This window comes from Bacillus sp. N447-1 (assembly GCF_022701035.1).
Lineage (GTDB): Bacteria > Bacillota > Bacilli > Bacillales > Bacillaceae_G > Bacillus_A > Bacillus_A cereus.
Genome location: NZ_CP065509.1, coordinates 54,730 through 79,392, shown reverse-complemented (window position 1 = coordinate 79,392; position 24,663 = coordinate 54,730). Strand labels below are relative to the sequence as shown.

The window sequence follows — 24,663 nt, the reverse complement described above, 5'->3', positions numbered from 1 at the left end:
CGGACAAATTTCAGAGTATATGATATAGTTTTTAAACAAAGATTAGAGCTCTCCTACAGGAAGGAGAGCTCTAATCTTTCATATAAATATTCACCATTTTTATCATTGCGAGGACATCAAAACTTTAACTTGATGGGGATATGGTGCTATCTCAATTAATAAATATTACAAACCATATATCTATCATATTTTTTATAAACAGGATTAATTAGATTTAAAAAAAGATTTCTTTTTCTTTACTCGTAATAAGTCACCTGTCCATCCTTTGAATCGCATATACATATACATACCCGCTGTTGTGAAAATAATAAATAAGAGAGCGATTAAATAGCTATATTTCCATTCTAGTTCAGGCATGTATTTAAAATTCATACCCCATAATGCTCCTAAGGCTGTCAAAGGCGTACTCACAGCAGTTAATACAGTAAGAGCTTTCATAATTTCATTCCCACGATGAGAAGAAACAACTTCTTGTAAATGAATCATCGTGTCTAATTCTTCTTGGTACTCTTTAACAAGTTGTAATCCACGCTCTAATTTTACGTGTGTTTGTTTATAACAAAGGGTGTTTGTTAGTTTTTCTAACCAAGCTTCTTTTAGGCCTTGTAACACTTCTTGTATTAAGCGAAACACATGTGTGTTCATAAATAATTCATGACGAATATGATAAATCCTTTCTAAAACTGCTATGTTATTATGATGATAAAAATCCCATAATACATTTCTGAAATTGTTTTCAAAGTAGTCAACCTTTCGCAAATAATGAGATATAAACATTGATAAGATAGCACATAATCCTTCAGCGGAACTATTACAATTTTTTGTACCCATAGAGAAATTATGTATTAATTTTTGGAAATCCTCTTCCTCTTTTTCCTGAACTGTTATCAGTATTCCATGAGCTACGAAATAATGAAGAAATTTTTGAATTTTGGCGTCCTTTTTATCTTGATCATATAAAAACGAACCATATACACAAGTTTGACTTGGTGATAACGTATAAACATATAATCCATTTTCACAAGGAGAACTTATTTTCTTTACAAATTGAGCGAAATAAGATGTTACATCACGAGGGATTATAGAAGAAAGTTTTTCAAGCTCACTAGTTTTCACATGATACCAACTCCATTTCGTCATTTTTATGCATTCCATATTATTCTTCCTTTCTAAATAGTTTTATGTTTGATCGAATCATATCCGTAATACGAAATTTGTATGTAGGTATTCATGTCTTGGAGGAAAAGTTTTTAGATCATCTAAATTACAAAATAAATAACATAGGAGGTCTTATTCTTTTAAAAGGAAGACCCTATATATTAGTTATTTTTATTTTCAATTTTAAACATTTCCTCTATACAATCACTTTTATCTTTTCTTATAAAGAATTTATTATATGTGGAAAAGAAGCTACATAATTTGGTACGTCTATTCAACGAACTCCATTTCATTCGTTATTATAATTTGGATTCATATGCAGATTGATTGGTGATGTCGTCAAATACTTGACTCCCAATAATGTAGTATCCATGGAGTGCAGCCTCTTTCGAAGCGTCTACCATACGGAAAGAAGAAATTTCACTTTGCATTTTTTCAATTCGTTTTTTGTGGAGATCTACTATTCCTCCTGTCCAAATAATAGTGTTATACTGTTCTAACTTAAATTGTTCTTGTAATACACGCATGACGTCTTGGAAGTGTGCATCCAACTCTTTTTGAATCAAAGTATGAATTTGACTTGTCTCATGATTTTCTTCTCGACATTCATATCCTTTTTCTAATATGTTTGGCATGTCGTTAATATGCAATTGATTACTTTCACCCTCATGATTCTGCACGATATTCTTAATATTTTTCAAAGGCTTGCTACATCCTAGTTCCGCCTCATAATGATTTAAAATGACATTCTGTTTCATATCTGTCATTTCTACTGTACGAAATCCGCCATCAATAATTAAGATGCGATCTCGTTCCTGAATAATTCCCTCTTTTAAGAAATAGGCATGTAAAGCGACTGGTTGCTGAAGAATCAAAGCATTTTCCACCGTAATATGAATAAATTTCCCATCAATTTGTACGGAAGTTTCTTTTTTTAGTGCACGTTGTAATTGCTCATGCTGACTACCAAAACAAGTAACGGGAAGCCCGGTAACAACTAGAGGTAACACGATATTTTCTTTATAATCCTTTGCAATGCAACCAAATATTTGTTGTTTAAATCGTTCGCTTTCATAATAATTTTCTATTTCTTCGTCAAATGGAGGAAGAAACGAAGCGTCAGATTGATGTGCTTCATTTCCCATGTAGTATGCAAAATCTAAGTCTATAAAACTTACCTTTGTTAAATCTTCACTTTCAGCATGATTAGGTACAGGGGCTAGTGTGGAAGCTTCACTCTTGATTGTCATCTCAGAATCTACATCCTGTCGATATGCCCTTTTGGTAAAGCCAATTCCTACATCAATTGCATACAGAGATTTCATACTTTTTTCCTCACTTTCTATTTTTAGAATTAAATCTAGGCACTCTCTTCTTTCCCTTCTTTCACATATTTCTTTTCATTTTTCGTTTTTTCCCCGTCTAAGTTCTTACTATTTTCATTTATTTCGTAATCCTTTTCACCTGTTTTCTTTTTATTATTTTCGTTTTCTGTTAAGTCTTTAATGGTAGAAATGACAACTGGTGTGGCTGTAAGCAGTTGTGGTAATGTTTGTTTTGCAACATTAGCTGCAGTTACAGAAAATTGTTTACTTGTCTCAGTTACCTTCTCCAATGTTTCCTTTATGTTTCCTTCTTGTAGTTTTTCTTTTACGCTTTTTCCTTTTGTTTGTATAGCTTTCCGATTTTCTTTTTTTAATAGGGAGACTATGACTCCGGTCGTAATTCCAATCACAGCATATTTAAATATTGTATGTTTCATTTTTCTCATCCTTTTCTATTTTTATTTTCTTCCATGCTACAAACTAAAATAATTCCCTTACCTATTTATCAGATGTTGCAATCTATTACAGAGAATGATAGTTTTGCGGCTGCCTAGCATTCGCCATTGGTACTTCAGCTGTTACTAGGAGTAAAATCTTCCCTTGATCTAGTTTTTCTTCATATAAGTTAGCTTCCTCCTTCGACAACCCCATTTCTTCCATTTGATTTCGAAGTTCGTCCCCTTTTTTGGAGAAAAAGTTGATAATACTTGTTCCCAATCCTTGTTCTTTTACTCCAATCGTATTTGTGTTTGTATCATCCGCAATCCTTTTTGTTATATGTTTTTCATGTGCTAAAACATAAATGTCATCGTGGCGAACCCCTTGCAATTCTAGCTCTTTTACTTTCATAACTACTTCCTGTTCATTTTGATATTCATAAACTACCGTTTTTCTTTCATTCGTATGCATCGTATCTTTCCTCCTTTAGATTTTTTATTTTTTATTTAGTTGTTATGTAATATGTAATACACCTATTTTAAAGATGTTAAACCTAAATTTTCAAAAAATTTTACACAATAGGTTATTCATGTTTTTAATATCAAAGAAATGTCACAAGCACTTTGCTTTGATAAAAGCGCTCCAAATAACGATTTGTTTGGAAGGTAAGCCCATTGTTTTATAGAAATCATAGCAAAATAAAAAAGCACTCCTTTTCAAAGAGTGCTTTAAAAAAACATACAACCTAATCAAAATATTTCTATTTTGATTACGGAAAGAAAGTCCTTATTAAAACATATGGTTGCTAATTTAATTGCGATCTGCCTTGCACCCAAGCAGCAATATCATTTATAACATACTCAGGGATATTAGCAGGACTATAATATTCATCTGGCTTACTTATTTCCCCATCACCCTCTGTAAAGAAATGATTTAACTTTGGATATAGTCGATAATCTACGTTATCTCGTTCTTTTAATTGTTCTTTCCAAAGAGGAATTTCAATTTTTGATTGAACTTGATAGTCTCTTTCTCCTTGAATAATAAGAAGCGGTGTCTTTTGTTCTTTTGACATTTCTGCCGCTTTAATTTTCCGTATAGAATCCCAAAATACTGCTGACCCTAAGTAAAAATCTTTTGGGGGATTCTGACCAGAGAAATTGGGATCATTTAATAATTCAAATTGCGATTTGTAGAATTTATATTGATCCAGGTTCATTGCTCCAATAGAGAAAAGGTACTCAAATTGATCTAAAACAACGTCTTGGATCGTACGAGCTGGCCCTCCCATTACAATTGCTCCAGCAATATTTTTATTTTGGTCTTTTTCAATCATTTTCGGAAGCATCATTCCACCTTGACTATGACCAAGAATATATATTTGATTCTTATTTATTAGAGGCTCATTTTTAAGAAATTGAGTTACAAGAAGAGCATCATCTGTTGTCTCTTTATCAACTGTATAAAAGGGACTGAATTGTGTTTTCAACCCATGTTCATACGTTCTTTTATTATAGCGAAGGACAGCAATTCCCTTCGATGCAAGACCTTCAGCTAAATCGCGAAATGGTTTTAAAGCAAACGCTGTTTCATCCTGATCAGTTGCTCCTGATCCTTGAACAAGAATAACCGCTGGAAAAGGCCCCTTTCCTTTTGGAACCGACAATGTTCCTGGTAATGGAAATGCACCACTTCCAACTACTACTTCTTTATCAACAAATGACTCAGGCTTACTATATGATGGACGCTCTGCAACAGGACTAAACGACATGCTGAGTTGAAAATCGTCTATTTTTCCAGATGGATCTAGTTTAATTAGTAAAGGTACAGTCATTTTTTCAAAAACTAATTGAATCTCCACATTTGTATGAACAGGATTTGTCTCTTTTTGTGTAACCTCTCCAATTTCTATAAAAGAACCTGCTTGTAATTGAACTGGCAGTCCCTCCCAATAGCTCTTCAACCATTCTTCGGATATTATTTTCTGTAATGACCTTGAGGTTAAATCAAATGCAGATTTATAATCTTCACTATTCATATGGCGAATAAATGAAAGAGTAGTAGATATAATAGGATTTTCATCATCACTATTGTCTACTTTTTTATAGTTGTGTTTGCTTCCTTTAATTTCGAACTAAATTGGTAGTTAAACGGATAATTATATGTATCAGGATATAAGCTTGTTTTCAATATTTCCGTATTCCGTCCCTCATACAAACTTGAAGAACTCGTAAAATTTTCAGGTGAAATTACTTCCTCCGCATATGAGACTGAGGGAATTGCTATTGTAAAAATTGCACTGACAAGTAATAGCTTATTACTTATTCTTCTTTTCTTATCCATAATTATTGATTCTCCTTTCAAAATTAAAAATTTCTAATACAATATGCCAACTATAAGGAAAATAAAAATTATTAAAGAGATTAATAATCTATTTTACGATCCCCCCTAACTAGTTAAAAATCTATCATTAACAAACTTCAATAAAAAATGCCTTCCCCCTCTTTTTTTATCATTAGATTTTTCAGTGACATAGAAGCACAGCGCTGCATTACATGTAACTGACCCATGGGGTTCTCTATTCTAAAAGAAAGCAGCACCCCACAAGATATTTTCTTTAATTGTTCTCACTCTAATTTATTTAGATAATTCTCTTATTACTGTAAGATACATTTATTCTAAATCCTAAAACTCACTTATTTCTTGATAGGTTCTTAAGAAATATCAAAAAATAAAGAAAAAGTTATTTGGTTATTCATTCCGCAAGCTTAATGCTCAAGTTAGTTTTTTTCACATGGTAAAACTTTATTAAGAAAACTTTAAGGAATTTCCCTCTATATTTATAAGAATTTTTTTCTATACTGAATCCTGTAAATGAACAAGAGGAGAAATGACCATGAAGAAGTTTGTAATTTGCATATTAGGAATAGGCCTTCCTATATACTTACTACCTTTCATATTACGCGGTGATTTAGACAGATTTAATCCGATTGCTGAAGAAAAAAATGTATATGCCGTTGCGAAAGGATATGGTGTTCCGGATTATCATCAAAAAGGAAAAGCTATGTACTCACTAAAAGCTGTTGATGAATTAAGCAATGAAAAAGAATATAATGTTGGAACGAACACGCCTAATGATTTTATAAGAAAAACTTACTTAAAAATTCATGTAAAAGGAAAGTATGTGTATTCTTACGATATTATTTCTAAAGAGGATATTCCGGAGAAAATAAGGGGACAATTGGAGATAGCAAATAAATAAAAGAGCCAATTCATACGATTTGGCTCTTTATTCTCTCTCCCATCTACCGTTTGGATAATTCTTTCGGTAGATTTATTAAATTCGTTATCATTGTTTCAATAACCATTCTTCAATTACTTTCACTGTTTCATCTCGTTGTGCTTTTGCCGTAATTAAACTCGCATTATCACCTTTTTGCTCACCATACATGCCAAAATGAGCATGATTGCCCCCTTTTATCATGTGCATAGTTGTATTCTTTGACATGAACTTTTTATTGTTCTCTATTTTTTCTACAGTTGCTAAAGCATCTACTTCCCCGTAAATTGATAACATCGGAATCGACTTAGTAGAGAAGTCATCTGCAGGATACGAACCTAAGAAAATAATCCCGTCTACCTTGTCTTCATGTTGGAAGGCATACTTAGAAATCATAGCTCCTCCCATTGAATGCCCTGCAACATACCATTTTTGAACTTCCGGATACTGTTCAATTACACTATCTACCTCATTTATTCCAAATATCGCTAAATTTAATGGTAACTTAGGCATTACTACAAAATGCCCATCTTTTGCAAGAGCTTCTCCTAAGTAACTATAAGCCTCGGCTTCTACTTTAGCTCCTTGATAAAAAATAACTCCTATTTTTGCATCTTTCTCTCCAAAAACTATATAATCTGCATCTTTTTTATCATCTACTAAAGACAAAGCCTCTTTCGTTGGTTTATAAGTAAACTGAGACCAAGTTAAAAAAGTAATACTTCCGATCATTAAAATACCTAATACAGAGTACAGAACAATTTTTATCCATTTCTTCACACATATGACCTCCCTAAGATGTGTATATTCTATACTTTAGATTATCATTAATAAACATAAAAACTCGAGCATTTTCTTTGTGCTCAAGTTTTCATTTACGTCTTTAATTTATACTATAAATTGTCCAAGATAAATATGTAGCAAATGCAGACCATAAAAAATATGGGATTAGCAACCATGCCGATACTTTAGATAAATTGGAAGAAAACATAATGAGAAGTAACGTAGTAATAGCGACTAGTAAACAATCTACTGTTGCTAAAAATAAATTTTTTTGGCTAAATTGAAAGTAGCTGAACGCTTGATTGAACATATAATTTAAAAGGAAAATAAACCAAAATGTTTTTGGCTTGAATCCATAGTTGTTGTAAATAATTGCAACTGATAATGCAATAAGTCCAAATAATACAGCCCATATCATTCCGATTGTCATACCAGATGGTGTCCAAGACGGCTTTTCTAACGCATCATACCAAGTACGATCAATAGGGAATAAAACACTAGAAACATAAAACAAACCATATGTTAGTAAAAATACTATAATACTAGATTTTTTCATAAACATTCTCCTTTTTACTAGAAGATTATAGAAACTTTATATGATTAGTATGTCCTTGTAATGGATAAAATTCTAATATTAAAATTCAAAATACATATTGTTTAACCTATTTCATACAAATTCTTTCATACTTTTATATGCACAAAGGGCTCTCTCCCGTGCTGCCTTATGATCAACAATCGGAAAAGGATATGTATCCCCAAGTTTTATATTGGATTTTTGTAAAATATGCTCAGGTGCTTCCCAAGGCTTATGTATATATTTGTTTGGGATATCTCTTAATTCTGGTACCCATCTTCTTATATACTCTCCATTTTTATCAAACTTTTCTCCTTGTGTGATTGGGTTAAAAATACGAAAGTACGGTGATGCATCTGCTCCACTTCCAGCAACCCATTGCCATCCCATTGTATTATTTGCAATATCAGCATCTAGTAGTGTATCCATAAACCATTTTGCTCCTTCTTGCCACGGAATTAACAAATGCTTTACAAGAAAAGAGGCTACAGCCATTCTTGCCCGGTTATGCATAAAACCTGTTTGCCATAGTTCTCGCATTCCCGCATCAATAAACGGATAACCCGTTTTCCCCTTTTGCCATACTCTTAATAACTCCTCTTCCTTATCCCACGGGAAATTTTCAAAGCTCTTATTAAGAGGTTTATATACTGTAAATGGATAATGATATAGTAAATAATAAGAAAACTCTCGCCAAATTAATTGACGTATAAAGCTATTAACTTGTTTTTCAAAAAGACTACATTGTCTTTCGGTACTTTTATTTATTAAGTAATGAAACATTAGCTTTACTGATATTTGACCAAATGAAAGATACGGTGCCAACATCGAATGGACATTTTGACCTGGAAAATCTCTTCCTTCACTATAAGAGACTAATTTACTAGAGAAAAATTTCTTGAATGTTTTATATGCCCCTTCTTCTGTCGGATCCCATATTACTTCCATATGAGATGTCCACGGTATAATCGGCAACAATTGTAATTCTGAAACAGATAAGCTTGCTGGTAAAGAGTTCCCCCACTTTATACTCTGCACTCTGCTAAAAGGTTTAGGTATTACCTGCTTTTGAAATGCATTGTAAAAAGGCGTAAACACCTTATATTCAGTGTTATCTTTCTTTTTAATAATCCACGGTTCTAATAATAAATGCGAATTAAATTCTTTACAGATAATACCTTTATCCTCTAACATCATTTTCATTTTTTGATTAGATTGTAATCTGTCCGGATCATAACAAATATTCCAATATACAGCCGTTATATCTAATTGCTCTATGAGAGAAAGTATTTCTTCCTCCGTACGTCCTTTACGAATTATTAAAGTAGAGCCCAATGCCTCAAGTTGCTTCTTTACATCTATTACAGCATGGTGCAACCACCACTTTGACGCACTTCCTATTGAAAAAGTTTCATCTTGTATATATACAGGAAGAACCTCACCAGACTGAACAGCCTCAAATAGAGCTGGGTTATCATATAAACGAAAATCTTTTTGAAACATAACAATAATTTTATTTTGCATGGCTATCCTTTCTAATTCTTAAAGCACAATTCATTCTTTATTAGAACAAATACTTCTGTTATTTTTAAATGATTATAAGAATCATTTTTGTAATTGCAAACAAACTCTTCTATCTTTAATGGATTTTTCCAACTCTTAATAAAGATAAAAATATAATGCACTTTGTACTTATCTTAAACTCTTATAAAATAAAAAGAAAATGGAGAGAAAGATGAAAAAACAATTTTATAAACAATCAAACTTAAATACATCTATAGATTCAACAATCCTATGGACTTTTCAAAACCAAAATGCCATAAATACACTTTTGAATGAAGGTAAGCTTATAGCCGATCCTATTTTTGTTAGTAAAGAAGATTGCACAGCATATAAATACATTGTAAGACACATGAAACAGAAAGGTATTGAATTTATTATAGATTTACCCATTTGGGCATGGCATTCATGCAATGGTTACCAAAAGAAGCCTACTTATGAGACTGCAAGAGAATTACTATCAGATATTCAATTAGAGAAAGAAATATACCTCATCGAATTCACATGTCCTAATTTTTTATTCATGTTAACAAACTATAGCGGATGGTGCGACATTTATTTTAAACTTACTGGCAATCCTAAAGCAAGTGTAACAAATGATGAAGAAAAATACTTATTTAATCTTTACCCTACCATTGAGGAAGAATGGGAATATCATCATATCCAAGCAACTCTACCCTACCTAAAAAGAATGGATTATACAAATAACTGAACTTAGTAAAATGAATGGATTTAACAAATAATATTGTTTATGAATGCTTTATTTAAGCATTCATAAACATAACAAATAGTCACATGAAACTAATACATTTAAAATAGCTTTTTATAATGGAATCCTAAATATGCTCCTTACTACTATGATTTTGTATACATGCAGTTTACTCATTTAGTTTTGGTCTAGTTTGTAAATATAAATTCAAATCTGGACTTGAACCGTTAATAATTATATCTCGAACAATTTTAGAAAGTACCATACTATAAACTAATCCATTATCTCCATACGCATAGATAAAGTGACAATTTGGAAACTCTTCATACATTCCAATTATAGGTAAACCATCATGAGTACCACCATAAAAAGCACTTAAATAAAATTCAGGTTCAACTGTTATATTGGGAAAGAGCTTATTAAATTCATTCACTAATTTCTCTTTTTTATGGATTAATTTTGAATCTCTTTCTTGAGCAATGTTTGTATCTTCATCTAATCCACCTATAATAATCCTATTATCTACAGTAGTTCTCATATAAATATATGGTCTCGCAGTTTCCCAAATGAGAGTGCGTTTATACCAAGAAGATAAATCTTCCACAGGATTAGTAACAATTGCATATGAGCTAATCAGTGTAGCGTTCTTTTCCTTTTTAAATTCCAATCCTTCATATCCTGCAGCCACAATTACTTTATTGGCAGTAATAGAATTGCCCTCCTTTGTATAAAAGATAGCACATTCTTTCTCTAACTTTTTGCCAACAATCTCTGTATCTTCATAAATGTGAACTCCTTTATTAGAGGCTTGTTCTAATAAACTATGTGTAAATTTATAAGGATTTATTTCACCATCATTATACGTATAAATAGCTGCACGTTTTTTAAATGGATATCTCTGTCCAATTTGTTTTTCTGATAACCAAGCCGCTTTAAAATCATGCTTATGTAAATAATACAGTTCCTTTTCTAATTTCTTTATATCCTCTTCATAACTTGCATAATATAAGCTGTCACGTCGTTTAAAGTCAGAGCAATAAGGCAAGTTTTGATCAGCATATTCAATATCATTAATAGCTTGTTCACATAATTTCATATGCTTAACTGCATACTCTTCCCCAAATGTATTTACAAGTTCATAAAACATCTTATCACCTAAATATTGAATAAGTGCTGTATTTGTAAGGTTACTTCCATGTCCTACCTTTCTTTTATCAACGATAACAATATTTAAATCTGATTCACTCAAATAGTATGCTGATTGAGCACCCGAACTTCCTGCTCCTATTATTAGTACGTCACATTTTATATCTTCGTCCAAACGAGGATAAGAAGGTGTATTAGAAAAAGTCGTGTTCCAATATAATTTCCCTTTCTGTAAATCCATTTTAATTGCACCGTCCTAAATAAAATAGTTATATCCCCATCGGTATCTCCAAATCATTCTTACTATATACTTCTTATCAAAATTATCTTGCTATCATGAATAAAGGTTTTCATAAACCTAAAAGCCTTGTCTTAAAAATTTTTCGAAAAAACGTCAAATAATTTTTATTTTTATTATAAAAAGAGCAAAAGACCTCCATTTATAGAAGATTTCTTTTACTCTTTTAAAGGAAATAAATCCAAATATTTAACATATTATAGTATCTACCAAATAAAAGTTGCTTATCTATCGATAACTTACACATAAGAATGCATTTGTTTCACTACTTTATTAACAGAAACTTTAACAACCGTTTCTTTTTCCCCTGTTCTATCAATCTTGAAACCATGAACTTTAACATCAGACGGTACTAGTGGATGATGACAAATCATATCTATACTCTTCTCAATATTTTCACTAACATTTTCTTTTCCACTTAGCCATTCATCAAGGCTACCACTTGAAAATTCAGGCATGCAATTTTCAAAGAGATAGTCTAGTTCCCTGTTATTTTTTATGGAATCACGTTGAATTTGTAGATTAACTACATCAGTTTCTTTATCCTCTATTCCTACAACAAAAATTTCTTCAACATTTTCTTGATAAATAGCAATAATAATAGATCTCATTATATCTCCATAAGGATGTACAATTACAGAATCGTAGCTGTGTATAGTCAACATGTTTTCTTGTTGAATGTTAGTTACTTGTTGGATAATAGGCTCTATTTCATGTTTAATGTCTGTTAACAATAAAACTTTTTTATTCTTTGAATTCATATGGAGCACTCCTTCTTCATTATTGTATTTATGAAACTTTTAAGTTAGTAACAATAGTTGATAATTCATTACATGATTGTTACCAGTTTTTCCAGTGTCCCTCTGGATCAACACTTGCAAGTCTAACCCATCCATTTTGAACTTTTTCTCGAAATGTGAAATCATTATTTAGCAAACGTTCTATATATTGACTAGGCGCTTGAATTACAATTAGTAAACGAAGTGGTGAATGATACGTCTCACTATCTGACTGCATAACGGATTGCCAAGGTAAGCCTGGCAACAAATCACTTGCATTTCCCTGCATAACACCTAGACCCGCGGTTACGGTTTGGGTTGTTTTGTTTCCACTACCATAATAATGAGGAGCTACAGTTGAAGCGTAATATTGTAGATTTATCCACTGAGCTACTGTTCCTGGTCCTGCAATAATGTTAGCTAATATATCGCCACTTTCATCCTGTTTCCAATCATAATTATGGAGGAAAGCCCTACCGTCTAAGTCACAATCCTGAGTTAATTCTCGTTGCCCGATAATAAAAGATGCATTACGAGCTAATCCCCATTCTGGACGTATTTCACTCCAATCTTCTGCAAATCGATGTGCCTCTTTACTCGCATTTTTTATTTTCGTTTTAAAATTTGGTAATTGCGTTAAACGCTCTCTATTTGCATGTTGGCTCACATTTGGCATAATCGATTCGATACAATCAAATGCTTCTTGCGCAGTTTCCGAAAGTTCTGGGACGTAAATCCATTCCAATTCATCCACTGTTGTTTTATGTTCAGCTGCTGCAAAAATGGTATCCTCAGGAATTTTAATACCTTCCGCAAACAACGCCTCTCTCACTTCTGGGAGATTACATAAAGTAGCAAAAACTCTTGCATTGAATCCTCCTGCTGCTCCGCCACAAGCACCACACTCAAGTGCTGCAGCATAAGGATTGTTCGTACTTTGACTACTATGTCCGCACATTACAACTAAAGGAGCAAATTTTTCTGTCAGTCCCACCATTTTTAAAGCTTGACGCACATAGTTCACTTTTTCTTCTTTCGTAAAACCGATAGGTATCTCACCCTTTGTGTCATGAGCATGATTAAGCGAGAATGTTGTATCAGGTTTTTGTAACATAGTTTTACGAAGGTTACGAATGAAACCACCAACTCCTCTTGGAACAAAGCTTCTTGTCACCATCTGTAGACCAAGTAAAGGACCACTTAACTCAGGTAGCGCCATACTTGTCAGTACGTTCTGTTTCATCGTTTTAAAAGTATAACGCACCGAACTGCCTACCCTCTTACGTTGCTCATAAGATTTAAGTTCATTTTCATTTGTGAGCTCTTTTATTTGATGTTTCGGTTTGAGTATAACTGGCAAAGAAGGATGGTTGTTATTACTACCTAGTTCACTAGTTGCAATTGGTAACCCAAAGAAACCAGCTATTCCAAATGTTTCAAACGGACCTAATTTTTCAAGGTGGCGACGAAACGGTTCTGAACGTACATCAATACAGAATGCTAATTGAGCTAATACACGCTTTTTATCATTGGTTGCACGTTGTGTAGAAGCAATCTTCTCCCTTAATTGCTCTGCATGCGTTTGTTCCCAAGCTTCCAGCCAAAGTTTCTTGCGAATATTTTCATCAAAACGATAAGCGAATACTAATAATTCACTTTGTTCAGTAGCAGGCATTTGTAACCATTCCCGTGTTGAAATATTCCCCCAATAAATCCAAGAAGCTATAAGTGGGACGATCGAAACTTTTTTCTCAACCTTTTGATTTTTTAAAGGTAAATAAGGTTTTACAATAGCCAGCTCCATAGAAATTCGAACTGCTAAATATTCTATGAGAAGTTCCTGTTCCTGAATTGATTGTTGTGAGCGCCATCGTATCATTCCTGCCCACCCAGGCAAAGAAAGTAAGTGCCCTTCAAGGTAAGATTGTATGTTAGATTCAGAAATTCCTAGTTCAGATAATGCTCTCGCTAAAGCTACTTCGGCATCTTGTGCCCAATTTTTTAAAACTTTACGCTCATTTTTACTGAGCGCTGGATCAAATTTAATAAGGTGTTGCCATGCGCGATAAAAACCTTTCTCTCGATTTGGCATCGTCCAATTTGATCCGGATTCATCAAGATATAATTTACACCATTTAATGATATGATAATTAAGAACATCAGATAGGTTTTCACTATTTTGACTCTCTATAAGCGAACTTATTGGCTGCATAACAGAGGCTTGCATACTTGCTGTATTTATATAATTCATTTCTTCTGCCAATTTATTTACTTCTGGCGATGATAATAGACTAGAAGGTAATTTTTCTAACTTTAAAGCTGCTTGGCAAAATCGCTCTGCTTTCTCTCGCGGAATATGAAAAGATTGTGAATCCAGCCAACGAGACAAACTCATTTGTAAAAATGATTCCTCAATCTCACCTTTCGCTTTTGCCGAATGAATCATGGAGGCACTAGGATAAATATCCACATTACGAGCTTCTTTTAACCAATTTGCGACTTGTTCAAATGATTGCTTTTCAAGTCCCATCCAAGGGTGGTGAGCTGCAAACGTAGAGATAGGCCAAAGTGGCGCAATAACTCGGCTAGCAGATGCAACTAAATCATTTATATTATTTTCTTGCATATCAATGTTTGTATCTTTCTTTAATATTGACGGTATGCTCATCACGAATTACCTCCCTTTGATACATAATGTTTCAGATAGCTTGGGTGACTTTCTACTGACTTTCGTCTCGCCTCACCTACTCGAACTAACCAAAGATAAAGTACAGCGAATAAAGTAGAAGATTGATGACGAGTAACGAAAGTACTAATAACACTACTAAATAGTAAAATACATATAACAAAGATAACGGCTGGAGCTGAAGGTTGAACACTTTGATAAATATCAGTATGCAACCATTTATAAAGAGAATTATGAACGGTAAAGTAAATGAGAGAAAATCCAATCAAAACAATTACGCCAGCAATTCGTCCCATTCTTCCCTCTCCAAAAACAACAAGCTGTTTCCATGAAAAGTATAGTGACCAGCCTAAGATTAACGCACTAACTAGTTGATACCCCTCTCCAGAAGTCATAAACCAGAAAGTAATTGCTATAAATAATCCTAAAACACGCCCAACTATAATCCATAAATTGGACATCTTTTCATTAGACTGATTCACTACCCCAAAACGTTGCACGGAAGAACCAGCTTGTAAAAATAGTGTAGCTTTAAACAAACCATGTAAAATTAAATGAATAATAGCCGCTAAATAGGCGCCTAATGCACATTGAATAAGCATAAATCCCATTTGTGCAATAGTTGAACCTACTAGCTGACGTTTATAATCAACTTGGACTAAACTAATTCCTGTACCTATTAAGATAGAAATACTAGAGAAAATTAGTAAAATTATTTGTGCAATATCATCATGAAAAAGAGGTGAAAATCTAGTTAACATGATACCGCCAGCATTTACTAAACCCGCATGCATAATAGCAGAAACAGGAGTTGGAGCAACAGCAGACTCAATTAACCATCTTTGAAAAGGCCATTGTGCTGCTGGAATCATCACCGCTAATATAATTAATAAGTTAATTCCTGTTCTCTCCAATGTTCCATGTAGCACTACATTTTCATTCGTTAAAACTGATGTTAACTGCCACTGTCCTGTTACTTGAAAAAGCCAAATGATAGCTGATAGTAAGGCAATCCAACTTATTGTAAATAGGTAGCCAGAGATTTTAGTTGCTTCACTAACTACTTTCCACCCTTTATTTAGCCCTATAAGTAGAACCAATCCTATAAGCGTTGCTCCCCAACAAATGAGCATTAAGCGAAGATCATCACTTAACCATGCAACCGAAGATACACCTGTAGTAAATGTAAAAAGTGCAAAGTATTTTCGATATGAGCGATCTCCCATTAAATAACGTACAGAGAAACGCTGAATGATTAAACCAATTGTAAGAACAAAGAAAGCCATTAACCAAGCTAAAGTATCTAGATGCCAAGGCCCCACAACTCTATCTCCATTGTTATTAACAAGTGCGAGTAAAGAAACCAATGAAGGTAAAGCAGCGATACCAATATGGATATGAACAAAACGTAAAGGTATCCTTGCATTTAAAAATAATAATCCACTTAGCCAAGAAGCACTAAGCGCCATAAAAAATAAAGTTAACAGTGTTGATGAACTCAGCGAAATTAACATGTTAAATACTCCCTTCTAAGCGAAAATAGCCTATAAAAATTCCTTTTCATTACGATAGTTTTTTAAATTTCAATTTTCATTCACTCTTTTTCGTGCATCGTTTTTTCCCATAAAAAAAACCGACAACTTCCATAATTCAATGATTTTATATCATCATTGAATTATGGAGATTGTCGGTTTCACTTCAACTAACTTCAATAAAGTTTTTTGAAGAGCTCCCATTTTATAGAGGATAGTAATGTATGTATTACTCTATTAAAAATAACAGTATATCTCTGATCTCCTAGATTATGCAATCAATATATCAATTTATGTTATGCGCTATCTTTCAATTAAGAAACTTTTTCATTTAGTCAATATTACATATTAAAAAATGCTAAAGCCTTAATTATAGCAAACAGTTAAAATAAGCATCTATTAATTTTTAAAACAATTATAAGATAAACTATATTAAGCAGTTTGTCAATTTATTTATCAGTTTTTTGAGCGTTATTCCAATTAAAATTCAGTATACGTAAATAATTTCAAGTTATTAATTATTATAATGTTAATAAATTTAAATACAGCGCAAAACTTTTAGGTTTCTTAATTATCTCCCACTAACCCTACGGTGGTTTTAATTTTTAAAATTTTTCCTCAAGATTATGAAACAATTTAAAAATCATTACTCGTTCACCAGTACGGGAGCTTATATCCGTATGAAAACTTTTCACTTTTTCTCCAGTTAATTCTAGTATAATCTCTTTCAAATCTTCAATTCCAGATTCAACTAGCTCCGAACGATTTTTCTTTATCGTTAGCATACCGTCTTTTGTTTCGCAAACCGTATATTCAGCCGGCGTTAAAATACCTTGTAGATTTACGATAATCATATCCCTTAATATATCTGTCTTAACGGATATAGACCCGCGTCCTAGGTAGTCTTTTTCCCAGTGAGTAATTGCTTTGCTTATCTCTGATTCAATAGAGCCTTTTGAGTTTTTCATCTTTGTATCCTCCTTCAATAAAATGTAATTACATTTATAATTACAATAACAATATAATAATCTGGATTGATTTTATTTTCAATTATTGAGAAGAATTTATAGGAATCGTTCTCATGTATCCTTTAGTATTAAAGTGAATTTTTATATTGCGATATACGTTTTTTTGATTATCCAAAACAAAATACTCTTACTATAAAGACTCTGTTGCATAGATTTCTAAAAAGGACATTCCGGAGAAAATAAAGAAACTCTTGTAACGTAATATACAAACAAAAAATCCTACACTTATGAATAGGATTTTTCTCTTTTTATATTAGTCAAAAAACTAAAAGTATACCTGCCCTCCAAACATATTACCGATTGAGTTTATGCATATTTCCTTCGAATTTTGCCAACCACCAATAACAGTAAAGGAATCCCTAGCTCATAAACGGGAAATGCAATTGGAATTACGAAAAATATGTAGTAATAATGGGTAAATGTTTGGATATTTTTAACTGACACAGCTATGATGAACGAAATAGGAGCAAGAACTAACGCTACTTTTCGCCAATCCTTCAAATGAAATATTTGTGCTGTTCCATAACAAGCGATAAACATGTATAACGCCAATTTCACAAAAATACTAAAAAACCAAATAATAACTATCAAAATATCCACATTTTGAATGAACTCCATGACAGATATGTATCGGCTCAAATCGTAAACCGGATACAAAAAACTTGAAGATAAATTCGGACCGAATGTTAAAATGACCGCTAATGTTCCAATCGTTACCATGAAAACGGCTAATCCTACCCCCAACATCGCCCTTGATGACGCTTGCTCTGGTTTATCCATAAAGAAAACGAACATCATCATCATAACAGCCTCTCCAAAAAATGCGGCTACAGGAGTATAGGAACCTTTAAGGATGGGAAGCCAGCCAGAATCGTGATAAATAGGCCGCATATAATCCCAATTCATATTGCCAACATTCAAAATGATTACAAACGTTATCATTAAAAGTACAATTGGCCCTATGATTTCACTTAAACGTCCAATACCTTCCACCCCTCCTTGGTAAATGATAAAAATGAGCAATAACATCGCAGTAAAGACAATGACCCACAAAGGTGTATTATGAAACAAAGCGATAATAATGAATTCACCAAATTCACGGACGGTTATCCAAATTATCATGTACCACCCAAAGAAGTAAGGAATCATCAGTAGCTTTCCTAGCCATTTACCAAGAATAGTTTGACTAAATTCAATGAGAGTTTGTTTCGGATAAAGCGAACCAAGTGTAGTTGCCAAAAAAGTAAGAGCAACCCCTATCACTCCTGCAATCAAAATCGAGATCCACGCATCTTGTTTGACAGTACGAATCGTCGCTGGAATAACTAGAAGGAGCGATTGTCCCACTTCAAAAGTGAACATCATCCAAAAGATTTGCCTGCCAGAGATTTTCATCGAATTTCTCACACTCTATATTCCTCCTTATTTTTTCATTTCATTTTTCTTCAACTGCAACGGTGGTCCAGTCAGTCCTACTCGCCGAATAGTAAGCTTTGTATGAAGAGAAACCTCCACTTTTCGAAATTGTTTACTCCAATTCTTTTTTAACTCTTTCCATTCAGATGGATATTTTTGATGAATGGCTTCTCCAAATCCAAAGATATCGGTTCCGTATTGTTTTTGAACCTTTTTAATAGTTTGGAGAGCTTCCTTTTCGGACTGTTTTTCCAATACATGTTCTAAAAGAGTAAGATTTTTTGGCTGCGAAAGATCTAAATTCGTATTGTTCTCCTGAATTGTTCCTTCACCAGAAAAAACAATGTCACACTTAATTGTGTCCCCTTGTATAGTAGGTATGATTTTTCTATTGATCTTTGTCATATATAAACTTGCACTACCATTTCCTTTAGAGGCCGTTGCTGTAACTGTCTGTTTACTTAAACGATTCACTATCCAAAGAGTAGTTAACCATTCCTGCATGTTCAAGTATCCTACCAATTTGAAATCGTTGTTAAATATAGCACCGCCTACAATTTGAAACCCTTTGACCTCAGTTTTTCCTTTTTTATGAGACACATTTAGTTTAATAACGGGCAAAATCGGGGTGATTCCATCACTCGTACCAGCAATAAGAAAATTTAATAAAGACATATCTCCCGCTGCCTCTATTTGCATATGCTCTTTAAGTGCCCCAAGTGCCGGGATAGACTCTAAAGGGATGGATGCTTTCAGAAAATCTTTTGCAGTATTCCCTTTTATGACAAACACACCTGCTCGTAATCGAATATCAGGATCGCGGCTATATGCATCTAAAACTGGAGCAAGACCACTTTTAGCCATTTTTTCTCCAATCAATATTACACGCTGGTGCCCTCGAAAAATTTCTCTCGACATTTTTGTTTGCATCATTTGTATAGCTTCATGTGTATCCCTTCCCGTTCCCGATTCTGTAAAAAACGCTTTTCCTGCATTACTTCTTCCGCTCTGTCCCATTCCCATTTTTGATGGAATAATAAACTGAGCACTAATTTCAATCTTATTATTCTTCGCTTGATCAAGTCCCCATCCTAATTCTATTGCCAAATCATTTAATTCTGTCCGATCCCAACATCCCGTCAAGAAGCATAAAGAAATGACCAGTATCATACAGAGTGCCTTGTGCAGGCTCATTCTGTTTCCCCTCCCCGTTTCTCATCTGGCTTTTGTCCACCTGGAAAACGGACTTTCTCTTCACCAGATACCATTATTGGGCGGTGGGTCATATTCCAACGAGGTGTTCGGAGAAAAACATCCTTTAAATCACGAGGAGTTTGTGGTGCAACTGGACTTAAATACGGAATGCCAAAAGAACGAATGTTAGTTAAATGAATCAAAATCGCAAGGGTACTTATTGCAACACCGTATAGCCCGAGCATCCCTGCCAATAACAGCATCGGAAAGCGTAACATCCGGTAAGCTGTTCCTAAGTTGTAGCGCGGGAACGCAAATGACGCAATACCGGTCGTCGCCACAACAATGACCAAAGGTGCGGAAATAATACCTGCTTGCACAGCAGCTTGCCCGATAACAAGTGCTCCGACAATACTAACTGCTGATCCAACAGGTTTTGGTAACCGAACCCCCGCTTCCCTCAAGCCTTCAAATAAAAACTCCATCATTAGCGCTTCTATGACAGCCGGGAACGGAATGCCTTCTCGCGCAGCTGCAATACTAATAAGCAAATTTGTCGGAATTAATTTAGGATGAAAGGTTGTAATAGCAACATAGAGAGAAGGAAGAAATAATGAAATATTAATTAATATTAAACGTATCCATCGAACAAAAGTTGTGTAGATGGAGCGTTCATAATAATCCTCCGCTGCTTGTAGACCAGTCCAAAATGTCATAGGAACAATCAAAACGAAAGGTGTGTTATCTACTAAAATGGCGACTTTTCCCTCTAATAAACTTGCACAAACCGCATCTGGCCGCTCAGTATTTTGAATTTGTGGAAAGGGTGAAAAGGGTTGGTCCTCAATAAACTCTTCAATGAAAGCTGACTCCAATACTCCATCAATTTGAATTCGCTTTACCCTTTGGCGAACTTCATCCAAAACCGAATCAGGTGCAATTCCCTCAATATAGGCAATTACCACATCTGTCTGTGACAATTCCCCAATCGAATAAGGTTCCATTTTTAGTTTTTGGCTTCGAATTCTTCGGCGAATCAGGCTCGTATTGACCCTTATCGTTTCCGTAAACCCGTCCCGAGGGCCACGAACAGAGATCTCGGCAGCCGGCTCTTCAATACCTCGTTTTTCAAAACCTTTTAAATCAGCGACTAGAGCTTGACTTTCTCCTTCTGTTAAAATGACAACATTCGCTTTCAATACTGCTTCTATAACCTCACGAACTTTAGAGATTGTCTTTACTTGAGAAACCGCAATTAGCTGATTTTGTATAATTTCTCCTACCGAATCCACACTCTTTACTCCACTAGGCAGACCTTCGAACATCATTGGTTTCAAAACAACTTGTTCCACAACTTTAGTGTCAATTAATCCATCTATATAAATAAAAAGAATTTTATTTTGACTATCTATGATTATTGGACGAAAAACAATATCGGAACAATTTTCAAAAACTTGTCTCAAAACTTCTTCATTCGCAGATACACTCTGCTTGAGTTCGCACTCTTGATCATTTTGGAGCAGCATACTTGCACTCTCAAGTTCCTGAATATCTTTTCTCAAACGCTTTCTACTAAGTTTTTTCATCATACTACCCCATTTATCGAGTGGTTTATGTTTTGAACCCAATTGTTAGTAATTTCTTGACAGAATAGCTTTAAAAAACCGTTCCACTAAATGTTTTTTTGTAAGTAATCATTTATCTAGAAAACAAAAGGAAAATATCCCCTCTATATCCTTCTTAAAATTTCCTTACACATGAAAATTATTCAATTTTTTCTATAAGTTAGTTATTCTAAAATGAGGTATCCATAAAGTAACTTGTAAATTCTGCTTTGTTAAATTGGTAGTAATAAGCTTATAGAAGCGAGCAAAAAAAGCATGTTCTGAAGAAAGATAAATCAGAACATGCTCTTAATTTATTTATTTGATACTATAGACGTTGATCTTTCTGGAAGTTTAGTTGAAAATGATCCGCTTCATTGTATACCCCGAATTCATATCCTTTTTCCTTATAAAATTTAATAATTTCCGGAAGCGCTTGTAATGTCTGTAGTTTTTCATGCATTAGAACTACTTCCACATCTTCTGTTGTTGTACGCTTTACATTTTCTATAATTTGCTGTGGGTTACCTTTTAATTTCCAATCATTTGAATCTATCGTCCAATCCCAAACTTTTATTCCTGCTTCTACAATTTTGTTACGAATGTCCTGCCCCTTTAATCCTGGTGCAGATCCGTATGGGGGACGGACTAGTTTAGGAGTTGTACCTGTAATATTATGAATAAGAGCTAACGTTTCTTTCATCTCCGTTACAAATTGTCCTTTTTTGTATAGCTTATCACTATTATGTGTCATACTATGTGCACCAATATAATGTCCTTCTTTTACTGCTCGTTTTACATTTTCCTGAAAACCGGTATTCTGTAAATTGCTACCTTGCATAAAAAATGTCGAAGCAACATGTTGCTCTTTTAGTACATCTAAAAATTTCCCAGTTAATTCGCTAGGACCGTCATCAAATGTTAAATAAACAACCTGTCCTACTGGTTTTCCATCAGCTCTTTTCTGTTTTGCCAGTGATGTGTCCTCTTTCTTTTTTTGTTGTTGCGTATTAGCTAGCCTAATATTTTCATTAGCTACCCCTTTCGCTGGGATAGAGTTCCATTTCCCTATTAAAAAGAACGTGAAAAAGGTCGTTGCTAAAACAACTCCTAGAGATAGTATTGCCTTAGTTACTACACTTGTTTTTTTCTTATTTTGTGATTCTTTCATTATGTTTCGATCCTTTCCCTACTCATTTTCATATTCATTATTTATGCAGCTAAACATTAACTTCAGCTGATATTTACAATAAATAGATTAATAGAGGAAGGTGAAGATAAAATGCAGATAATGTCGAAATTAGTTAAAGAATAGCCTATTACATCCACTCTTTAAAAAATATTTGTTTCTTTACTACAGTTAAATTTGAAAACTGGATATACATCCAAAATAAAAATACTACTCTTTCTAAATAACATTTTCACCTCAAGATAATAGCATACCGGTATAAAGATAAAATACAGAGATGGCCGTACTATTGAAATTCTATTATAATTTTGTACTTGGAATTCATTTGAACCAAATGAAGAACTAGAAGAAATATTATTATGTGGAGGTACTCCGATGAACCTTGTAATTAGAGAGTTAGAAACAAATGATTTAGATAATCTCCCGGAGATTGATGACAGTTTTATAGTGAATGCTCGGTTAATTCTTTCTCTTTCCAAAGGAAATAGACGCATAGAATATACAGTAGAAGACGTTCCAAGTTATGAAAAAAGTTATTTACAAAATCAAGATGATAATGAAGAACTGGCTTACAATGAATATATAAATAAACCTAATCAAGTCATTTACATAGCTCTGTTACATAACCAAATCATTGGATTAATGGTATTAAAAAAGAATTGGAACCACTATGCTTACATAGAGGATATAACGGTAGATAAAAAATATCGTACAATCGGAGTTGGCAAAAAATTAGTTGATCAAGCAAAGCAGTGGGCAAAAAAAGGAAATATGCCAGGTATCATGCTTGAAACGCAAAATAATAATGTCGCAGCATGTAAATTTTATGAAAAATGTGGATTTGTAATTGGTGGGTTTGATTTTCTTGTTTATAAAGGTTTGGATAAGACAAGTGATGAAGTTGCAATTTATTGGTATATACATTTCAAATGATAATAGTTTATAACGTAAAAAACTCAAAATAAAACCCCAATTTCTCTATATTAAAATCGAGAAATTGGGGTTAAGTTATTTAAAACAAATAACTAATTAATAATCCTGCTGACAACAAGAAGCCGAAAATCGTATTTGTCATCGCTGTTGATTTCATTGCGATGCGCATATATCCAGGATCCTTTGCCCCTTTTTGGAAACTTTGAATCGCAGAAATTGGCTTTCTCAAACCTAAGAACATAACTAATGCCCAAGGGCTTATATAACCCATTAATACAATTACGGCAATCCATAAATACGCAATGAAAAAAGCTACCGCTAGTGTTACCACAGCTTTTTCTCTCCCAAGGAGGATTACTAATGTCTTTCTTCCACCTTTAATATCTTCTTCGATATCTCGGATGTTATTTGACATATTGATTGCACCTACTAAAATTCCAATTGGAATGGAAATCAATACACTTTCAATCGTTACAGTATTCGTTTGAATAAAGAAAGCAATGAGCACAAAACATGTCCCCATTAACAACCCAGAAACTAATTCTCCAAACGGGGTGTACGCAATTGGTAATGGACCGCCTGTATATAAATAGCCAACTGCCATCCCAATTAAACCAATAACCACTAACCACCAACTACTATTCATACAAATATAAATGCCAATAAAAGCTGCTACGACATATAATAAAAGCGCAACTGTTAACACATTTTTTGGCTTCAATCCATGACGGACAATTCCGCCACCGATGCCAACGGATTCAGCGGTATCTAATCCGCGTTTGAAATCATAGTACTCATTAAATAAGTTCGTTGCTATTTGCAGCGCTAAACATGCAAGCATCATCGCAATAAATAAAAGCCAATCAATTTTGGCAACATAAAGTGATGCCACTGTCCCTAAAATTACAGGAGAAAACGTCGCCGTTAATGTATGCGGGCGCGTCATCTTCCATATTAATTTAGCGGAACTAATTTCCTTTTCATTCCCCATAACTCTGTTCAATCTCCCTACATTTGAAGTATAAATTACT

At 33.7% G+C, this 24,663-nt stretch carries 19 protein-coding genes and 2 pseudogenes; 3 read left to right on the top strand and 18 right to left on the bottom strand.

Going from position 1 to position 24,663, the window contains the following annotated elements:
* Nucleotides 1–204 precede the first annotated feature (204 nt).
* The 5 genes and pseudogenes from IQ781_RS00360 to IQ781_RS00340 form a co-directional block, all read right to left on the bottom strand.
* Nucleotides 205–1,155 carry a magnesium transporter CorA family protein gene (locus IQ781_RS00360; protein WP_088338854.1) on the bottom strand — a complete coding sequence of 317 codons (951 nt, stop codon included), beginning with the start codon at nucleotides 1,153–1,155 and terminating at the stop codon, nucleotides 205–207.
* Between the two features lie 302 nt (nucleotides 1,156–1,457).
* Complete coding sequence (locus tag IQ781_RS00355; protein ID WP_139847100.1) at nucleotides 1,458–2,483, bottom strand: ParM/StbA family protein; 1,026 nt, start codon at nucleotides 2,481–2,483, stop codon at nucleotides 1,458–1,460.
* Between the two features lie 35 nt (nucleotides 2,484–2,518).
* Nucleotides 2,519–2,920 carry a hypothetical protein gene (locus tag IQ781_RS00350; RefSeq protein ID WP_000683216.1) on the bottom strand — a complete coding sequence of 134 codons (402 nt, stop codon included), beginning with the start codon at nucleotides 2,918–2,920 and terminating at the stop codon, nucleotides 2,519–2,521.
* A gap of 85 nt (nucleotides 2,921–3,005) precedes the next feature.
* Nucleotides 3,006–3,392 carry a YflT domain-containing protein gene (locus IQ781_RS00345; protein ID WP_000557320.1) on the bottom strand — a complete coding sequence of 129 codons (387 nt, stop codon included), beginning with the start codon at nucleotides 3,390–3,392 and terminating at the stop codon, nucleotides 3,006–3,008.
* 334 nt (nucleotides 3,393–3,726) lie between these two features.
* Nucleotides 3,727–5,264 (bottom strand): annotated as a pseudogene (locus IQ781_RS00340) (alpha/beta hydrolase).
* A gap of 553 nt (nucleotides 5,265–5,817) precedes the next feature.
* Here IQ781_RS00340 and IQ781_RS00335 point away from each other — a divergent pair.
* Nucleotides 5,818–6,183, top strand: coding sequence for a YxeA family protein (locus tag IQ781_RS00335; protein WP_065382364.1), 366 nt, complete (start codon nucleotides 5,818–5,820; stop codon nucleotides 6,181–6,183).
* 87 nt (nucleotides 6,184–6,270) lie between these two features.
* Here the strand turns inward: IQ781_RS00335 and IQ781_RS00330 are convergent, their stop codons facing one another.
* The 3 genes from IQ781_RS00330 to IQ781_RS00320 all read right to left on the bottom strand — a co-directional run bounded on the left by IQ781_RS00330 (nucleotide 6,271) and on the right by IQ781_RS00320 (nucleotide 9,082).
* On the bottom strand, nucleotides 6,271–6,981 hold the full coding sequence (locus IQ781_RS00330; RefSeq protein ID WP_139847102.1) for an alpha/beta hydrolase: 711 nt from the start codon (nucleotides 6,979–6,981) through the stop codon (nucleotides 6,271–6,273).
* A 103-nt stretch (nucleotides 6,982–7,084) separates the two neighbouring features.
* Nucleotides 7,085–7,540, bottom strand: a complete 456-nt coding sequence (locus tag IQ781_RS00325) for a TspO/MBR family protein (RefSeq protein ID WP_025688067.1) — start codon at nucleotides 7,538–7,540, stop codon at nucleotides 7,085–7,087.
* Between the two features lie 111 nt (nucleotides 7,541–7,651).
* A complete protein-coding gene (locus IQ781_RS00320; protein ID WP_001179969.1) occupies nucleotides 7,652–9,082 on the bottom strand; it encodes a cryptochrome/photolyase family protein in 1,431 nt (476 codons plus the stop codon).
* Between the two features lie 211 nt (nucleotides 9,083–9,293).
* On the opposite strand from IQ781_RS00320, the pseudogene IQ781_RS00315 reads away from it, so the two are divergent.
* Nucleotides 9,294–9,861, top strand: a pseudogene (locus IQ781_RS00315) (DUF3841 domain-containing protein).
* A gap of 135 nt (nucleotides 9,862–9,996) precedes the next feature.
* Here IQ781_RS00315 and IQ781_RS00310 read toward each other — a convergent pair.
* The 9 genes from IQ781_RS00310 to IQ781_RS00270 form a co-directional block, all read right to left on the bottom strand.
* The gene (locus IQ781_RS00310; RefSeq protein ID WP_000365634.1) at nucleotides 9,997–11,214 is read right to left on the bottom strand and encodes an NAD(P)/FAD-dependent oxidoreductase; all 1,218 of its coding nucleotides are present in this window, start codon (nucleotides 11,212–11,214) and stop codon (nucleotides 9,997–9,999) included.
* Nucleotides 11,215–11,510: 296 nt separating this feature from the next.
* Nucleotides 11,511–12,032, bottom strand: coding sequence for a carbonic anhydrase (locus IQ781_RS00305; protein ID WP_001086255.1), 522 nt, complete (start codon nucleotides 12,030–12,032; stop codon nucleotides 11,511–11,513).
* Between the two features lie 79 nt (nucleotides 12,033–12,111).
* Entirely contained in the window at nucleotides 12,112–14,718 is a 2,607-nt protein-coding gene (locus IQ781_RS00300) for a DUF2309 domain-containing protein (RefSeq protein WP_063220664.1), read from the bottom strand.
* On the bottom strand, nucleotides 14,718–16,250 hold the full coding sequence (locus IQ781_RS00295; RefSeq protein ID WP_000908940.1) for an NADH dehydrogenase subunit 5: 1,533 nt from the start codon (nucleotides 16,248–16,250) through the stop codon (nucleotides 14,718–14,720). Before IQ781_RS00295 ends, IQ781_RS00300 begins: the two co-directional genes overlap by 1 nt.
* 623 nt (nucleotides 16,251–16,873) lie before the next feature.
* On the bottom strand, nucleotides 16,874–17,236 hold the full coding sequence (locus IQ781_RS00290; protein ID WP_000798162.1) for a Na-translocating system protein MpsC family protein: 363 nt from the start codon (nucleotides 17,234–17,236) through the stop codon (nucleotides 16,874–16,876).
* A gap of 366 nt (nucleotides 17,237–17,602) precedes the next feature.
* Nucleotides 17,603–18,691, bottom strand: a complete 1,089-nt coding sequence (locus tag IQ781_RS00285) for a GerAB/ArcD/ProY family transporter (protein ID WP_000703146.1) — start codon at nucleotides 18,689–18,691, stop codon at nucleotides 17,603–17,605.
* A 27-nt stretch (nucleotides 18,692–18,718) separates the two neighbouring features.
* On the bottom strand, nucleotides 18,719–19,906 hold the full coding sequence (locus IQ781_RS00280; RefSeq protein ID WP_000052112.1) for a Ger(x)C family spore germination protein: 1,188 nt from the start codon (nucleotides 19,904–19,906) through the stop codon (nucleotides 18,719–18,721).
* Complete coding sequence (locus IQ781_RS00275) at nucleotides 19,903–21,495, bottom strand: spore germination protein (protein WP_025688055.1); 1,593 nt, start codon at nucleotides 21,493–21,495, stop codon at nucleotides 19,903–19,905. The genes IQ781_RS00280 and IQ781_RS00275 overlap by 4 nt, the downstream gene beginning before the upstream one ends.
* Nucleotides 21,496–21,838: 343 nt before the next feature.
* Nucleotides 21,839–22,681 (bottom strand): polysaccharide deacetylase family protein, encoded by an 843-nt coding sequence (locus IQ781_RS00270; protein ID WP_063220663.1) that lies wholly within the window; start codon nucleotides 22,679–22,681, stop codon nucleotides 21,839–21,841.
* 393 nt (nucleotides 22,682–23,074) lie between these two features.
* Here IQ781_RS00270 and satA point away from each other — a divergent pair, with 393 nt between their 5' ends.
* Complete coding sequence (satA, locus tag IQ781_RS00265) at nucleotides 23,075–23,632, top strand: streptothricin N-acetyltransferase SatA (RefSeq protein WP_001054996.1); 558 nt, start codon at nucleotides 23,075–23,077, stop codon at nucleotides 23,630–23,632.
* 79 nt (nucleotides 23,633–23,711) lie between these two features.
* Here the strand turns inward: satA and menA are convergent, their stop codons facing one another.
* Nucleotides 23,712–24,623 (bottom strand): 1,4-dihydroxy-2-naphthoate polyprenyltransferase, encoded by a 912-nt coding sequence (gene menA, locus IQ781_RS00260; RefSeq protein WP_000526090.1) that lies wholly within the window; start codon nucleotides 24,621–24,623, stop codon nucleotides 23,712–23,714.
* Nucleotides 24,624–24,663 lie beyond the last annotated feature (40 nt).

Bases quoted from the DNA above. Each gene is read 5' to 3' on its own strand.
- IQ781_RS00310 (WP_000365634.1), bottom strand. From the start codon at position 11,214: ATGGATTTACAGAAAGGGAAATTATATTGGAACACGACTTTTTCTAAT.
- IQ781_RS00290 (WP_000798162.1), bottom strand. From the start codon at position 17,236: ATGAAAAACTCAAAAGGCTCTATTGAATCAGAGATAAGCAAAGCAATT.
- IQ781_RS00350 (WP_000683216.1), bottom strand. From the start codon at position 2,920: ATGAAACATACAATATTTAAATATGCTGTGATTGGAATTACGACCGGA.
- IQ781_RS00335 (WP_065382364.1), top strand. From the start codon at position 5,818: ATGAAGAAGTTTGTAATTTGCATATTAGGAATAGGCCTTCCTATATAC.
- IQ781_RS00360 (WP_088338854.1), bottom strand. From the start codon at position 1,155: ATGGAATGCATAAAAATGACGAAATGGAGTTGGTATCATGTGAAAACT.
- IQ781_RS00295 (WP_000908940.1), bottom strand. From the start codon at position 16,250: ATGTTAATTTCGCTGAGTTCATCAACACTGTTAACTTTATTTTTTATG.
- IQ781_RS00305 (WP_001086255.1), bottom strand. From the start codon at position 12,032: ATGAATTCAAAGAATAAAAAAGTTTTATTGTTAACAGACATTAAACAT.
- IQ781_RS00300 (WP_063220664.1), bottom strand. From the start codon at position 14,718: ATGAGCATACCGTCAATATTAAAGAAAGATACAAACATTGATATGCAA.
- IQ781_RS00355 (WP_139847100.1), bottom strand. From the start codon at position 2,483: ATGAAATCTCTGTATGCAATTGATGTAGGAATTGGCTTTACCAAAAGG.
- satA (WP_001054996.1), top strand. From the start codon at position 23,075: ATGAACCTTGTAATTAGAGAGTTAGAAACAAATGATTTAGATAATCTC.
- IQ781_RS00280 (WP_000052112.1), bottom strand. From the start codon at position 19,906: ATGAGCCTGCACAAGGCACTCTGTATGATACTGGTCATTTCTTTATGC.
- IQ781_RS00285 (WP_000703146.1), bottom strand. From the start codon at position 18,691: ATGAAAATCTCTGGCAGGCAAATCTTTTGGATGATGTTCACTTTTGAA.
- IQ781_RS00325 (WP_025688067.1), bottom strand. From the start codon at position 7,540: ATGAAAAAATCTAGTATTATAGTATTTTTACTAACATATGGTTTGTTT.
- IQ781_RS00275 (WP_025688055.1), bottom strand. From the start codon at position 21,495: ATGATGAAAAAACTTAGTAGAAAGCGTTTGAGAAAAGATATTCAGGAA.
- IQ781_RS00345 (WP_000557320.1), bottom strand. From the start codon at position 3,392: ATGCATACGAATGAAAGAAAAACGGTAGTTTATGAATATCAAAATGAA.
- menA (WP_000526090.1), bottom strand. From the start codon at position 24,623: ATGGGGAATGAAAAGGAAATTAGTTCCGCTAAATTAATATGGAAGATG.
- IQ781_RS00320 (WP_001179969.1), bottom strand. From the start codon at position 9,082: ATGCAAAATAAAATTATTGTTATGTTTCAAAAAGATTTTCGTTTATAT.
- IQ781_RS00270 (WP_063220663.1), bottom strand. From the start codon at position 22,681: ATGAAAGAATCACAAAATAAGAAAAAAACAAGTGTAGTAACTAAGGCA.